Origin of the sequence: Arthrobacter sp. H-02-3 (assembly GCF_003097355.1) — a bacterium.
GTDB lineage: Bacteria > Actinomycetota > Actinomycetes > Actinomycetales > Micrococcaceae > Arthrobacter > Arthrobacter humicola.
This window is the reverse complement of sequence record NZ_PYUI01000020.1, coordinates 19,498-34,234: the sequence shown is the minus strand read 5'-3', so window position 1 is coordinate 34,234 and position 14,737 is coordinate 19,498. Positions and strand designations below refer to the sequence as shown.

The following is a 14,737-nucleotide window of genomic DNA, read 5'->3' as shown; positions in this document are numbered from 1 at the left end:
GATCCCAGAAAGGCACCTCCCATGACGTACCAGCCCTCCGAAACCCGCCACGGCAACCTGAACTGGCGCCGCGCCGGCACCAGCGGCCTCACCCTGCCCGAATTCTCCTTCGGCCTGTGGCAGAAATTCGGCGACCGCACACCCTACGAGACCCAGCGTGAAATCCTGCTGGCAGCCTTCGACGCCGGCATCACTCACTTCGACATCGCCAATCGCTACGGCCCGCCGTCCCGCGCCGCGGAGAAAACCTTCGGCCGCCTCCTACGCGAGGACCTCGGTGCCTGGCGCGAGGAAATCGTCGTTTCCACCAAGGCAGGCAACCCCATCAGCGCCAGCCCGTACCATCGCGGCGGATCGCGCAAGAACCTGCTGCAGAGCCTCGACCACAGCCTCAAGGACCTCGGCGTCGACTACGTGGACGTGTTCTACTCGCACAGCCCGGACCTCGCCGTGCCCCTCGAAGAAACCGTGGGCGCCCTGGTCAGTGCAGTCCACTCCGGAAAGGCGCTGTATGTGGGCATCTCCAACTACTCGAGGGAGCGGGCCCACGAGGCAGCCGTCCTGCTCAAGGACGCCGGAGTGCCGCTGGTCCTGCACCAGCCCCGCTACTCCATCTTCGACCGCCGCCTGGAGATTGAGGACATCCTGGGGCAGTCCGCTGCGGATGGCGTCGGACTCATCACTTACTCGCCGCTTGCGCAGGGTTTGCTGACGGACAAGTACCTAGACGGCGGCGTGCCGGCGGGTGCCCGCGCCGAGAACAGCGATTTCCTGTCCGTGGACGACATCACCGATGAATACCGGTCCCGGGTCAGCGCCCTCAACGATCTTGCGCGCGAACGTGGCCAGTCCCTGGCGCAGCTGGCCCTGCAGTGGGTGCTGCGCCGCCCGGAGGTCACAACCGCGCTCATCGGCGCCAGTTCGGTGGAGCAGCTGCACCACAACCTCCAGGCTCCCGGTTTTGCGGCGCTGACCGACGAGGAGCTGGAGATTATCGACGCGCACGGCGTGCACGGCACCGGGCTGCGCACCAAATGAGCGCGCTGGGTGATGGCACAACGCCAGGTGTCCTTGCCGGAAAGAAGCTGGGGTTCCTGCTCCACCTGGACAGCGACCTCAGCCCGGCCGAATCCTACCGGCAGGCCATTGAGCTGTTCGTGTGGGCGGAGGAGCTGGGGTACGACTCCGGTTGGGTCATTCAGCGCCATTTCCGCCAGGGCAACGAGCACGTAGCGTCCCCCTTGCTGCTCCTGTCCGCCATCGCCCAGCACACCAGCCGCATCCGCCTGGGCACCGGGGTGCTGGTGCTGCCCCTGGAGGATCCCCTCAAGGTGGCCGAGGACGCCGCCACCCTCGACGTCCTTTCCGGCGGACGGCTGGAACTGGGCATCGGTGCCGGTCCATTTCCGGGCGCGTGGGAGGCATTCGGCCGGAACCTTGAGAGCCGTCACGAGGCTTGGGAACAGAGCGTCAACCGCCTCCATGATGTCCTCGAAGGCCAAGCAGTCAACAGCCTGGGGGAGGTGCTGCACCCGCCCGGAGCCGAGCTTCGCGGGAGGATCTGGCAGGCCACCTCAAGCGCGTCGGAGTATGCCCTTACCCAGGTGCGGGCCGCCGGCGCGGCCGGTGACGGGCTGCAGCTCTCGCGGGCCACGGACTGGAACCGACAGCAGAGCGCCGAGGCCCAGGCTGTTCTGGTGCACGCCTACCGGTCGGCCATGCCGCCCGGGGTTGAACCGCGGGTGCTCGTCTCACGCGCCGTCTACCCGGACCAGAGCCGAGAGCAGGCACTGTCCCAGCTGGTGGACGGCGCCCGCCGCTGGCAGAGCTGGTTCGGGGCCCTGGGAAGGGCCGACGTCAACGACGTCACGCCGGAGGAGTACCTCGTCCGGGACCACACCCGCTTCGGTCCGGCCAGCGAGATCGCCGACGGACTGGCAGCAGACGCGGGCGTTGCGGGAGCAACCGAGCTTCTTGTCAGTTTCCCGCCGGCCGTTCCGTCACTTTATGAGCACCGGCGCCTACTCGAGGCGACAGCAACCGACGTGGCACCGCGCCTCGGCTGGCGGCCGGCCGGTGAGTCTCAGGCGCCGGTCCTGGAGCACGCGAGGGCGGCTACCCGATGAATACCTTCCACCTCAACCTTTCCCTGATGACGCCCGGCCACTTCCGGGGCGCCTGGCGCCTGCCCGGCCGGGACCCGCTGGCCTGGGTAGACGTCGGCCGGTACCGCGAACTGGCCCGCATCGCCGAGGGGGCAAAAATCCACGCAATCTTCCTGGGCGACTCTCCAGGACTTGGCACCGCGATCGCCGAGCATCCGGAATCCGGACTTGAACCCACCATCCTGTTTGCGGATGTGCTCGCAGGAACAAAGCACCTGGGCGCCATCGCGACCAGCAGCAGCACATACAACAGCCCCTACAACCTCGCCCGGCGCTACCTGGCCCTGGACCACGTCACCGGCGGACGCGCGGCCTTCAATATCGTGACCACTTTCGCCCCCCAGGCCGCTGCCGCCTTTGGTTACGGGACGGCGCCGGAGAAGGCAGACCGCTACCGCCGCGCGGACGAGTTCGCCGGCGTCGTCCTTTCCCTCTGGGACGGCTGGGATGACGGAGCCATCGTCGGCGACCCCGCCAGTGGACGCTTCGCGGACCCCGCCCGGATCGGGCGACTGGAGCACGTGGGGGAGTTCTTCCGCGTCAGCGGTGCCCTCTCGGTCCCGCCGTCACCGCAGCGCCGTCCGGTGCTGGTACAGGCAGGGGGATCACCCGGCGGGCTGGAGCTCGCCGCGAACTGGGCGGATGTGGTGTTCACTGCCGGACAGGACTTGGACGAGGCGGTGGCCTTCAGAGCTGACACCAAGCGCCGTGCCGCCCAAGCTGGCCGGGACCCCGGTCAGATCCTCACCTCCTTGGGCGTGATTGTGCTGGTCGGTGACAGCGACCACGACGTGCGCCGCCGCATCGACGAGCTCGTGGACAGTACAGACGTCCATGCCGCGGCTACCGGGGTGGCCATCCAGCTCGGCCTCGGCACCGACGGTCTGGACCCGGACTCGCTGATCACCATCGAATCCCTGGACGCGGCACCGCACCCGCCGGCGTCGGCCGGTTTCTTCCGGAGCACCCGCGCGCTCATCGCTGCCGGTCCCCGCACGGTCAGGGAACTGATCACCCGTTCAGCCGGCGGCGCCGGGCACAGGCTCCTTGCCGGCACCCCGGAACAGATCGCTGACGACCTTGAGCACTGGTTCCGGGCCGGGGCAGCCGACGGGTTCACCATCATGCCCGCCGACACCGCGGTGGACTTCGAACGCTTCACTGCCCAGGTGGTGCCCCTCCTGCAGGAACGCGGCCTGTTCCAGCAGGACTATGCAGGCACGACACTGCGGGAGAATCTCGGCCTCGCGCCGCTGGTGCCCGGCGCTGACCGCCAGCGCGCCGGCAACCAGCGGGCTGCCGCCCACCAGCGGGCTGCCGCCCACCCAACCGCTGAAGAAGAGGAGGGATAACCACGATGCTCGGATACGTCCTGTCCAAAGTCGGCCGTGCACTGTTCGTGGTCTGGGCCGCGTTCACCATCACTTTCATCCTGCTGTTCGTGTTCCCGGCCAACCCGGTGGACCTGCTGTTCGACCCTGCGGAACTGAACACCATTCCGCAGGAGGTGCGCGACCAGGTGGCCGCCCAATACGGCTTCAACCAGCCGGTGTTCGTCCAGTACCTCAATAGGCTCACGCAGGCGGCCAGCGGGAACTTCGGAAACTCGGTGGGGTCCGGGCGTAAGGTCTCCGAGTCCCTCCTGGAGGTCCTGCCGAACACGCTGGTCCTAGCGGCCGGCTCCCTGGCCCTGGCCGTGGTGATCGGGTTTGCGATCGCCCTGCTGGCTACCGGGACGCGCCGGCCCTGGCTCCGCAACTTTGTCGAGTCGCTGCCGTCGGCGTCGGTCTCCATCCCTGTGTTCATGTTCGGCATCCTGTTGCTGCAGCTGTTCTCCTTCACCCTTGGCTGGTTCCCCGCGTTCGGTGACCAGGGCTGGCAAAGCCTGGTGCTCCCCGTTATCACCCTGGCCGTCCCCGTCTCGGGACCCATCGCCCAGCTGCTGGTCCGCAGTTTTGCAGAGGAATTCCGGGCCGGCTATGTCACCACCAGCTACGCCAAAGGCGCCACACGGGGCGGGATCATCATCGGCGACGTCTTCCGCAACGCAAGCCTTCCCGCCCTCACCATCGCCGGGATCACCTTCGGCAACCTCATCGCCGGCGCCGTGATCACCGAAACCGTCTTCGCCCGCTCCGGGGTTGGTCGGCTCACCCAGTCGGCCATCAACACCCTGGACGTACCCCTGGTGCAGGGGATCATCGTGTTCGTGGCGGCCAGCTTCGCGCTCATCAACCTCGTGGTTGACCTGATCTACCCACTGCTCGACCCGCGGCTGAGGGCCACCCTCACCGTCCACCCCGTCCGTTCAGCGTGAGGCAGCCATGACCATCCAACTCGTCAGACCCAAGACCGCCGCCGCCGTGGCCAACGTGTCAACCCCCGGCGCGCTGGCCCGCTCCACTGGCTCCCGGCTGGCTGACCTCACACGCCAGCCGGTGTTGGTCCTGGCCTGGATCGTGGTCCTGGTCGCCCTGGGCTGGGCCGTCGCGCCAGGGCTGTTCACCAACAACAGCCCCTACGAGGGGAACTCCTCCCTGAGTTTTGCCCCGCCCAGCCCAGAGCATCCGTTCGGAACGGACCGGCTGGGCCGGGACCTGCTGGCCCGGTCCATCTACGGCGCGGGCACCACCCTCACGGCCACCCTGGTGGCGGTGCTCATCGCCTTCGGCATCGGCTCACTCGTCGGCCTCGCTGCGGGCTACTTCGGCCGCTGGGTGGATACGGCCTTCATGCGCGTGATCGATGTTTTCCTCTCCATCCCCAGCCTGCTGCTGGCTATGGTCATCGTCTCCGTCCTCGGCTACTCCACCCGCAACATCGCCATCGCAGTGGGTATCTCGTCCATCGCGTCCTTCGCCCGCGTGATGCGCTCGGAAGTGATCAGCGTGGTGACCCGCGACTACGTCCGTGCCGCCTACGGGCTCGGTGTGGGGCGATTTGCCGTGGTGCTCCGGCATGTGGTGCCCAACGCCCTGAACTCAGTCCTCGCCCTGGCCGCCCTGGAGGTGGGCACCTCCATCCTCGCAGTGGCCTCCCTCGGCTTCCTCGGATACGGCGCCCCGCCGCCCGAACCCGAATGGGGGCTGCTGGTGGCCGAAGGCCGCGACTACCTGGCCGTGCACCCCTGGATCTCCATCCTGCCAGGCATCGCCCTAGCCCTCGTGGTGATCGCCACCCACCGGATCAGTACCTCCCTCAGGAAGGATCAGCGCCAATGAGCGCCACCATCACCGAATCGACCGTCCACGGCCAGGCCGAAGCCGAGCCGCTGCTGCGGATCACTGACCTGTCCATCGATTACCGCGGCCCGCGGCGGACCTGGACCCCCGCCGTCGAACGCGTCAGCGTGGAGGTCAATCCCGGCGAAGTGGTCACGCTGGTAGGCGAGTCCGGCTCAGGCAAAACCACCCTCATCCAGGGCGCACTCGGTCTGCTGCCGCCCTCGGCGCGCACCCGCTCCGGCTCCATCGCGTATTCAGGGGTAGACGTCACCGGCTGGCCGGAGAAGCGCCTGGCCCGGGTGCGCGGCAACTACGTCGGCTTCATCCCGCAGGACCCCAACACGTCCCTGAACCCGGTCAAGAGGATCGGCCAGCAAGTGGTGGAGGCGGTCCGCTTCAACGAACCCGAACCCACCGCCCGGGACCGGCACCGCGCGGCCGCACTCGAGAGCCTGCGGACGGCGGGCCTCAAGGATGCCGAGCGCGTCTTCAACCAATACCCGCACGAGCTCAGCGGCGGCATGAAGCAGCGCGCCCTGATCGCCATCGCCCTGGCGGGAAAACCGCAGATCATCGTTGCGGATGAACCCACCAGTGCCCTTGATGTCACCGTTCAGCGCGTCATCCTGGACCACCTGGAGGGCTTGCGGGAACAGTTGGGGATCGGAATCCTGCTCGTCACGCATGACCTGGGCGTGGCCCTGGACCGCTCGGACCGGATCCTGGTGATGCAGGGCGGCCGCGTCGTGGAGGAAGGACCCGTCCGCCAGCTCCTGGCCACCCCCGGCAACGACTACACCCGCCGCCTGCTGGACGCAGCGCCTGCCCGCCACGATGGGCGCCTCCAGCCCACAGCCGGGGCTGTGGAGGCACCGTCACAGGAAAACCCCGTATCCCGGGACACCCCGGCCGTGCTTCGCGCGGCGTCCCTGGCTAAGACCTACACGGTCCGCAAAGGCCGAGCCAACAGTTCGTTCCAGGCGCTGGCAGGAGTCGACCTCACCGTCCGGACCGGCACCACACACGCCATCGTCGGCGAATCCGGTGCCGGCAAATCCACGCTCGCGGGTATCCTGGCCGGTTTTACCACAGCCGACGGCGGCAGCGTCCTTCTCGGCGACCAGGAAATCACCGGCCTAAGCCACGCCCGGCTCCGTGAGCTCCGGCGGGACCTGCAGTTTGTCTTCCAAAACCCGTATACCTCCCTTGATCCGCGCTACACGGTGGGGCGGACCATCTCCGAGCCGCTGCGCGCCTTCCACGTGACAAAGAGCCGGGAAAAGCTGGCAGCGCGCGTCAGCGAACTGCTGGAAGCGGTCTCGCTGGACGAGAGCTACCTGAACAGGCTTCCAGCGCAGCTGTCCGGTGGGCAACGGCAACGCGTGGCGATCGCCCGGGCTCTCGCGCTCAACCCCAAAGTCCTGGTGCTTGATGAGGCGGTGAGTGCCCTGGACGTGTCCGTCCAGGCCCAGATCCTCCAACTCCTGGTGGACCTGCAGGCAGACCTCGGGCTGAGTTATGTCTTTGTCACGCACGACCTGGGCGTAGTGCGGCTGATTGCGGACGACGTGACGGTCATGAAGAACGGGCGCGTGGTCGAAAGCGGCCCCGCAGGCCAGGTGCTGAACGACCCCCAGAACAATTACACCCGGACCCTGCTCCAGGCCATCCCGGGAACCCACGTCAGGAGCTCCGCAGCATGACCGCCTCACCTTTCCAGCTCCTTGCCCTCCAGGGTGACCTCCCGGGGCGCCTCGCAGCCGGAGACCCCGACGTCGTCCGTCCCCTGGCAGCGTTCACCGGCCACAGTGGTGCCGGGCTGGTGCTCGGGGAAGAGAGCCGTCCCCTCCGCTACGATCCGGCCGCCCTGGCAACTGCGCTGAGCGTCCGGCTACCGCGATGGCCCGTTCTGACTGTCTCGGACGGGGCCGGGGACCACCCCTACAACGCCGCCCGACGTTTCCTGTCAGTGGACCACCTCACCGGTGGCAGGAGCGGAGTGGTCTTCCGCAGCCGGGGCTCGGCGCCCCGGCACACGGCGGAACGGATCAGCGTCATACGGGCCCTATGGAACAGTTGGCCCATCCACTCGCTGGTAGCGGACCGCGGCACCGGCATTTACGCGCACACCGAAGGTATCCGCGCCATCGACCACCAGGGAAGGGACTTTGCCGTCTACGGCGCCCTCGATTCACCTACCAGCATCCAAGGCGAGCCGGTGTCACTCTGGTATGTGGCCACCGCGGAGGAACTCGACGCCGCCCACGGCCTGGTGGACCTGGTGATAATCGACGATCCCGCTCTTCTGGGCCGCTGGGCAGCTTCCGCGCAGGACGAACGGCCCGGGCTGGTCGCCTCAGGCATCGCGCACGACGACGAGGCAACAGCCGAGCTCGTCCCACTCCATTCTGCCTACGAGCTCGCCGAAGCAGTGGCGGGAATTCCGACGGCGGAGCGGGTAGACGCCGCGCCATCGCTCAGGGCTGTGCTGTGCCTGCCCCCGCGAAGCTACGACCTGTCCAGCAAACCCCTCGCCTTTGGAGTTCAGCATGCCTGACCGCAACGACCACCTCACCCTCAACGTCAACCTCCAGGCCTTCGGCCAGCGGCCCGCAGCGTGGCAGTTCAGCGGCGCCAGTCCCACGGCGCTCGTCGAGCCGGCTCACTGGATAACCTCAGCGCACGCGGCAGAACGCGGGCTGCTGGATGCAGTGTTCTTCGCCGACCAGCCCGTGCTGCACAACCCAAACCCCCGCCCCGGGAACCCGCTCGAACCCATCACCCTGGCCTCCCTGATCACCGCCGCCACGGAGCACGTTGGCGTCATAGCATCAGCCTCCACCACGTACAACAATCCCGTGGAACTGGCCGAGCGGCTTCTTAGTGCTGATGCGATCTCCGGCGGACGGCTCGGCTGGAACGTTGTCACCACTTACAACAAGGCAGTGTCCGCGAATTTCGGTCTTTCCGAAGCGCCGGACCGGCAGGAACGGTACCGCCGGGCAGGGGAGTTCGTCCATGCCGTGAAGGCCGTCTGGGCCGCTGCTGCAGCCGACGGCCAGTACATCCACAACGGTGAGTTTTTCCAGTTTGAGGGGACCACCACGGTCGAACCTTCCGCCCAGGGCAGCCCGGTAATCTTTCAGGCCGGCGGCAGCGAACAGGGCCGTGACCTAGCCGCACGGCACGCGGAGGGCGTGTTCACCGTCGAACTCACCCTGCCCCGCGCCATCGAAAACTACACGGACCTCAAACGACGCGCCGCTGCTGCCGGGCGGCACCGGAGCCTTCCCAGGATCACCCCCGGGCTGTCACTGGTGATCGGAAGCACCGTGGCGGAAGCGCGCGCCCGGTTCGACGAGTTCGAATCCAAGGTCCCGGACAGCTATGCCCTGCGTTCACTGGGAAACGTGATCGCTCACGACGCGACGACTCTGGCCCTGGACGAACCCATCCCCGCCGAGATCCTCGACAAGCCATGGGACCCCGACGCCCACCCGACCTCCACCGGCTACCGGCTGACCTTCCTGGACTGGATCCAGGAGCGCCGCCACCAGAGCATCCGTGAAATCCTGCGGGACTTTGGTGGCTACGGTTCACGGATCATTATCGGCACGCCTGAACAGATCGCCGATGACATGGAACTGTGGTTTCGCTCCTTCGCCGCCGACGGGTTCAACCTGATGATCGATCAGTTCCCGGACGGCCTGCAGACCTTCGCGGACCAGGTAGTGCCGCTACTGCAGCGCAAAGGCATCCACAAGCGTGAATACGGGGCCGCCACGCTGCGCGAGGGGATCGGGGCCGGCAGGGCGCGGGGCCTGGTGGGCTGACCGCAGTTGCCTGCAGCTGCCCCCGGCACGGCTGGACCGGCCAGGAACGCACATCAGCCGTCGTAGCAGGGTTTTCACCCCAGCCTAGCGAGCTGGGCGGCCCTCACGGCATCGGTCTGGGCCTGCACCAGGAGGAAATGAGCAGAGCGCAGGTAGTACTGGGCCGAGTCGTTCCGCTGCAGGGACCGGCCGGCGCGCGCCACCAGAAGCGCCTTCGAGATGGTGCTTAGGGCTTCGCCGGTCTGCACCCGTACCCCGAGGCGTTCCGCGTAAAAATTGGAGGCGTCCCCTGCGTCCGCCAAGGCGTACGCCTGGGAACGGAGCTCCTCGACCCTGGGCGCCCAGGCTGCGGCGGCGTCCCGGGCCAGCGCATGCGGTTCGTTCCGCAGCTCCTCCAGCACTGCTGCCGCCAGTCCAAACAGATGAGGTTTCGCGTCAACTGCGGTCTGGTCGTCCTTTGACTGCCAGGCCGCTAAGGGTTCGATGCTGATGACAAGCGAGTCCTCCACGAACACGCCGTCGAGGTCCACCCTGAAGGTCCTGCTTCCGCCCAGGGCGGCAAGGTGCAGGGGAGAAGCCGTGAAACGTTCGCTGATCGGAACCAGCGCCAGGACCACCTGTTCCCGCACGGCATCGACGCCGGCGATGAGGAGGACCTCGTTCAGGCCCCAGCCGCTGGCCCACGACACGGTACCCCGGAACTGCCAGCCGCCCTTTGCCCGGTCAGCGGCGATGAAGCGCTCGGGATAGTGCCGTACATCGCTGAGCGCGGCTCCCGCAAAGACACGACCACGCAGCAGCCCGTCAATGAGATCATGACCAGGATCGGCGCCTTCGAGAGCCGCTTCAACCCGGGCAGCGATGGAGGCGTGCTGGGCCCAGATCAGCCAGGTGTTCAGACAACCTGCCGCAAGGTGCTCGTGTACCCGGCGGTCCTCCGCCTTGGCAAGGCCGGCCCCGCCGAACCGCGGTGACGCAAGGTGGTTCAGGGCGCCCGCCCTTCCCAACATGCTGATAATGGCGGTCGGAACACCCTCGCTGTCTGTGTGCAGCATCCTGGGTTTCAGGGTAGTTTGGGCGAACCTGGCCACCCGGGCCACCAACGGGTGTAGGTCGGCGGGATTGTCCGCGCCCGCCACGCTCACGCTGAGACAGCGGTGTAGCGGGAAGCCAGTTCGCGTCCCAGGAATTCAGCCACCGACGTGGCGCCTGCGTTGGACGTGGCTGATTCGACGTCCGGGTTGTAGTTTGTGTTCGTGTTGATGTCATAGGGGATCAGCCGGCCATCCACTGTTTCGAAGAATTCGACACCGGCAACTTCGATGCCCTCGGCAGCGAGAAAGTCGCGCAGCCGGACAATTAGTGGATGGCTGGCTGTGATGTCGTTTCGCTTCATGAACAGCGGAGCACTGGCAGCACCCGTCGGGGAGGCCGGAAGGTCACAGGTGGCCGGGGCGAGGCCCTGCCGGGAAGCTTGTTCGGGGACGGCGCAGGCTTCGGCCGGGCAGAGCTCAAACGATCCGCCGGATGTGTCGACGCGCACTGCGTACACGAACTGCCCGCCAACGAACTCCGCGCGGGTGATGAAAGGCGCGGCGCTCTGGACATATTCCTGCAGGAGGGTGATTCCGTCGGTCGGCTCCTCGAAGTCGGGACCCTCGACGTACGTGTCAAACTCCTCGTACGAGTCGAACCGGCGCACGCCCAGACCTTTACCGCCCTGGTTGTGTTTGGTGATGAACGGAGCCGGGAGTTCCCGGGCACGTGACTTCAGGCCGTCGGAACCCACGACGAAAATGGTGTGGGGCACGTCAAAGCCTGCTGCGGCTAAGGCGGCGTACTGCGCGGCCTTGCTGACCTCGAATTCCACCACGTTGCTTCCGTTAACCACACGGCGCCCGGCGGCCTCAAGCCACCGGAACAGCGCCCGCGCGTATTCCTTGGCATAAACGTGGCCCCGGGTGTGCGCCGAGGCGCTGAGGCGCGACCAGAACACACCTTCCGGGGGCTCTGCGGCAAGGTCTATGGACCCCCCGGCCAGGGACCAGTTTACGTAAGGGAGGCCGGCAGCCTCCAGGGCTGCGTGGAACGGTGGCAGCCAATCGTCGTTCTCATGCAGGATGTGAATCCGCGGTCTGTTCACGTTTTCTTGCCTCTCCCGTGACGGGGTCATCATCTCCAATGGCGAGTGGCCCACAGTGCTGATTAAAAAAGGTGGTGGTGTCAGGGAGCCTATGGGTAGAAGGAAGCTGCTTCCAATCGGGTGACTCGGTTCGTCAACGTCGGTCACCCAAGGACCCTGACCCGTCATCTCACCTCATTTTGCTCAACGTGGCGCCATCATCATGACAATTTTCGTGATCAGGCGTCGCTGGCGGAGCGGATCGAATCCGACATGGAATTCCATCTGAGGCTCTGCCGGCCGACCGGCATCGAAACCCTGCTTCACTTACCGGTGGCGGCGTCCGGTCCTCCGCCTACCAGTGCAAACTCGCGCAGGCCCTGAACCTGGATCCTGTCGGTACAGGCTAGCAGCGCAAGGGACAGACCGGCGATGTCATGCTCGCCTACCTCAGGCAACAGGTGACGGAGTTGGACACGTTTTACGAACGATAAACACCTTCACCCGCTGGACGAAAAACATAGATGAACCGCCGTGTAGTTTCCCTCGCCTGCGACACGGAGATTACGCGTTTTCACCGACAGAACGCCCCAGCCATTAACAACGGAATGTTGTCTAGGATTTGGGTCATCATTAAGCTATTGAACTCTCGGTAATTCCAGGAATTCACGCCCGAGCCACGCCGTTGGAGGGCCTCATGAACGAGTACACGCATCGTGTCATTGCCGCGGCAAGGCACAGATCCGGAGATGTGTCGGAAATACAGAGATACGCGGCGTGGACTTTGATACAGTACTTCGCCGTAGCGCGCGGATGGCCTCCACGTTCAAGCGCGTGGAGTGACGCCTTAGCACGCAGCTGGTGGGATGATGCCGGCTCAGCCATGTCCAGGACGGTGAAGAACGCCTGGGCCCACGAGGGGATGCGTGCGCACATTCGCCAGTTGGCTGTCGTGAACGAGCTGTGCTGGGAGTTACACCCGTCCGGTGAGGATGACCAGCAGCGCAGAGGCCTCGTCGTGGCGGTTGCGAATGACCTCGGGGTCTGGAAGGCATGGCCGGGGCTCCACGACGTACGAAAGCTCCTTCCATTACCAGGGGCGGTGGCGGGGGACCTCCAAGCGTCGCAGCTCTTCGATCCCAACCAATGAACCCACTCAGCCATGGTCTCAAGCCAGGGCCCAGGATTAGCGGAGAACCGGCAGTATGGCCCAAGATAGTTCGCGTCAGCCCGTGCACCGACCTTGCGAGACCCCTGGCTGCCGGGAAAGGCTCTGCACGGCGGTGTTGCGTCCGACCGATTAGACGAATGCCCACGGCTTACGGGGCGGAATTCCGCCGGGACGTTATCGGTGTGGCCCGCATGCGAGAGCGGCGCCGGCGCAGATTGCGAAGGATTTCGGGCTTCGGTCACGAGTTCGAAGCGCTGGATTGCCAAGCCCGACCGAAGCAGTCGCGCACCGATCTGGCCACGGCGACGGTCAGGGCCGAAGCAAAGAGAATCGCGATCTCCGTGCTGGACCGCTCATGCCAGCTTGAGGATAACAACGAAGTTCTCCGCAGAATCTCTGACGACATCGCCTCAGGACTTCAGGACATCTGCGGTTCGCCGAACGTAAAGATCCCGGGGCCGGCCCGGCAACGGCTGTGTCGGACACGATGCGGGAGCTGAAGAAGCCCAACCACATATTGTGCGCGCGGCTGCTGCTAGTCGGCCCGAGACCTCAAACCAAAACGATTCTTCTGTGTGTTTAGTCCCGCCTCCCCCTTGCGGACGTATCTTCCGGTCATGTTGCTCACGATTCCCCTTCTAACCCGTCGATTGCTGTTTCCAGGGCGCGCCACGCGTCTTTTACAAGTGCCGACGCCGGAAGCCGTCTAGTCAGCAAGGGCCCGAGGTGCCTGACGACGGCGCCCGTCCCCTTCCCGAGTCGCCTCCCCGCAGCTTCATCATCCGTTTCAGCTTCCTGGAGCAGGTACGCGGCGGTCAGCGCCTCGATGGTCAGCAGTTTCATGGCGGCATCCACGGAACGTTCCAATTGCTGCAGCGCTAGGGGGGCGAGAGTTGAGTGGTCCTCGACGTCGGCAGACAACGTGGGTGCCCCGAGCGTCGCCGGGGCGGCCAGCACTCTTAACTCTGCCAAGAGGCTGGCGGCGGAGTACCATAACAGGCCTGGTAGCTCCTCTGATGCCAGCGTTTGGGGGCCGCCGAACCCGCCGCCGTCGTGCGCTTGGTTGTCGCGTGCCTGGTTAAGGTGGCGTTGCCGGATGGCGCGCTGGGGCGGGTAGAGCTTGGCAATCCGCCGTTCGCTTGAGATACCCACGTGCGCCAGGGCAAGCCGGGCGGACTCGAAAGCGAGGGCGAGCTGCATGGGCTGGAAGTTCCCGCCCGATACCATTCGCCCGGATTCCACGTCGCTTAGCGGATTGTCGCCGCGGCCGTTGAGCTCCACGTCCAGCGCGGCCTCCAGCTGTTCCGCGACGGCCCGGAACGCCCCGTGTGTCTGGGGTGCGGCGCGGAAGGAGAGGGGATCCTGCACGGATACCTCGGGACGGACGTCCTCCAGCCATCCGCCGTGGAGCAGTCGTCGAACCGCTGCCGCCGATGCGCGTTGGCCGTCCACGGCCTTGGCCGCCTGGATGACGGGAGAAAACGGGCTCAGGTTCCCGCCGCCGTCGTACCGCGCGGTCGCTTCGAGCGATAAGGAGAGTGCGACGTCGGCTAGTTCGGCTAGCCGGTTCAGGCGCCTGAGCGTCAGGGCACCGGTGCCGATCGAGTAGGCATTGGCGCTGACGAGCGCGAGGGCTTCCCCGGGTCCAAGCCGCAGTGGCTCCAGCCCGGCGTCGGCGAGGGCTTGTGCGCCGGGGATCAAGGCTCCGTTCGCGCCGAGTGCCTGCCCTTCACCGATTGCAACGGCCGCGACGGCGGCAAGCTGGGTCAGGTCCGATGACCCCACCGAGCCTTCGCGCGGGACGGCCGGGGCAACATCGCGGTTGAGCAGTTCGGCATAGAAACGGGCTGTTTCCTGACGGACGCCGGAGCCGCCGCGGCTGAAGCCGATGAGGCGGGTGAGGATGAGCGCCCGGACGTTGGCGCGATCGAGGAACTCGCCCACTCCGCTGTCGTGATAGCGGACCACCTGGACCTGATAGGCGAGGATAGACTCGTCCTCCACCGCCGTGTCGCGGCCGGAACCCAGCAACGTGTTGAGCCCGTAGACGCGCTCCCCGGAAGCTGCCGCGCGTTCCAGCACTTCCCGTGAGCGCCCGACCAGTTCCAGTGATTCCCCGCTCAGGACTACCCTGACCGAGGGATCGACGGCGGCGTCGGCTACCTGCCGGACGTGGACGTGAGCCCTGTCGATCAGTAGTGTGTGCGGCCCCGCGGCCATGG

Annotated in this window: 11 protein-coding genes; 8 read left to right on the top strand and 3 right to left on the bottom strand. The window is 66.3% G+C overall.

The genetic code is table 11. The annotated features are described in order from the left end of the window. Nucleotides 1-21: 21 nt before the first annotated feature. Genes C9424_RS16770 through C9424_RS16735 form a run of 8 tightly spaced genes read left to right on the top strand, consistent with a single transcriptional unit; the run spans nucleotide 22 to nucleotide 9,222 of the window. Nucleotides 22-1,038 (top strand): aldo/keto reductase, encoded by a 1,017-nt coding sequence (locus C9424_RS16770; protein ID WP_116768030.1) that lies wholly within the window; start codon nucleotides 22-24, stop codon nucleotides 1,036-1,038. Continuing rightward, complete coding sequence (locus C9424_RS16765) at nucleotides 1,035-2,126, top strand: LLM class flavin-dependent oxidoreductase (protein WP_116768029.1); 1,092 nt, start codon at nucleotides 1,035-1,037, stop codon at nucleotides 2,124-2,126. Before C9424_RS16770 ends, C9424_RS16765 begins: the two co-directional genes overlap by 4 nt. Further along, nucleotides 2,123-3,517, top strand: a complete 1,395-nt coding sequence (locus C9424_RS16760) for an NtaA/DmoA family FMN-dependent monooxygenase (protein WP_116768028.1) — start codon at nucleotides 2,123-2,125, stop codon at nucleotides 3,515-3,517. The genes C9424_RS16765 and C9424_RS16760 overlap by 4 nt, the downstream gene beginning before the upstream one ends. A gap of 5 nt (nucleotides 3,518-3,522) precedes the next feature. Next, nucleotides 3,523-4,482 (top strand): ABC transporter permease, encoded by a 960-nt coding sequence (locus C9424_RS16755; protein ID WP_116768027.1) that lies wholly within the window; start codon nucleotides 3,523-3,525, stop codon nucleotides 4,480-4,482. 7 nt (nucleotides 4,483-4,489) lie between these two features. Next, on the top strand, nucleotides 4,490-5,386 hold the full coding sequence (locus C9424_RS16750) for an ABC transporter permease (RefSeq protein WP_116768026.1): 897 nt from the start codon (nucleotides 4,490-4,492) through the stop codon (nucleotides 5,384-5,386). Next, nucleotides 5,383-7,092 (top strand): dipeptide ABC transporter ATP-binding protein, encoded by a 1,710-nt coding sequence (locus tag C9424_RS16745; RefSeq protein WP_116768025.1) that lies wholly within the window; start codon nucleotides 5,383-5,385, stop codon nucleotides 7,090-7,092. Before C9424_RS16750 ends, C9424_RS16745 begins: the two co-directional genes overlap by 4 nt. Further along, a complete protein-coding gene (locus C9424_RS16740; RefSeq protein WP_116768024.1) occupies nucleotides 7,089-7,946 on the top strand; it encodes a hypothetical protein in 858 nt (285 codons plus the stop codon). The genes C9424_RS16745 and C9424_RS16740 overlap by 4 nt, the downstream gene beginning before the upstream one ends. Continuing rightward, entirely contained in the window at nucleotides 7,939-9,222 is a 1,284-nt protein-coding gene (locus C9424_RS16735; RefSeq protein WP_116768023.1) for an NtaA/DmoA family FMN-dependent monooxygenase, read from the top strand. The genes C9424_RS16740 and C9424_RS16735 overlap by 8 nt, the downstream gene beginning before the upstream one ends. A gap of 74 nt (nucleotides 9,223-9,296) precedes the next feature. Here C9424_RS16735 and C9424_RS16730 read toward each other — a convergent pair whose 3' ends face one another. The 3 genes from C9424_RS16730 to C9424_RS16710 all read right to left on the bottom strand — a co-directional run bounded on the left by C9424_RS16730 (nucleotide 9,297) and on the right by C9424_RS16710 (nucleotide 14,735). Next, nucleotides 9,297-10,313, bottom strand: coding sequence for an acyl-CoA dehydrogenase family protein (locus tag C9424_RS16730; protein ID WP_202615908.1), 1,017 nt, complete (start codon nucleotides 10,311-10,313; stop codon nucleotides 9,297-9,299). A 50-nt stretch (nucleotides 10,314-10,363) separates the two neighbouring features. After that, nucleotides 10,364-11,365 (bottom strand): ATP-grasp domain-containing protein, encoded by a 1,002-nt coding sequence (locus tag C9424_RS16725; protein WP_237563519.1) that lies wholly within the window; start codon nucleotides 11,363-11,365, stop codon nucleotides 10,364-10,366. Between the two features lie 1,774 nt (nucleotides 11,366-13,139). Beyond that, nucleotides 13,140-14,735: an aromatic amino acid ammonia-lyase gene (locus C9424_RS16710; protein WP_116768020.1), complete on the bottom strand. Its 1,596-nt coding sequence runs from the start codon at nucleotides 14,733-14,735 to the stop codon at nucleotides 13,140-13,142. Nucleotides 14,736-14,737 lie beyond the last annotated feature (2 nt).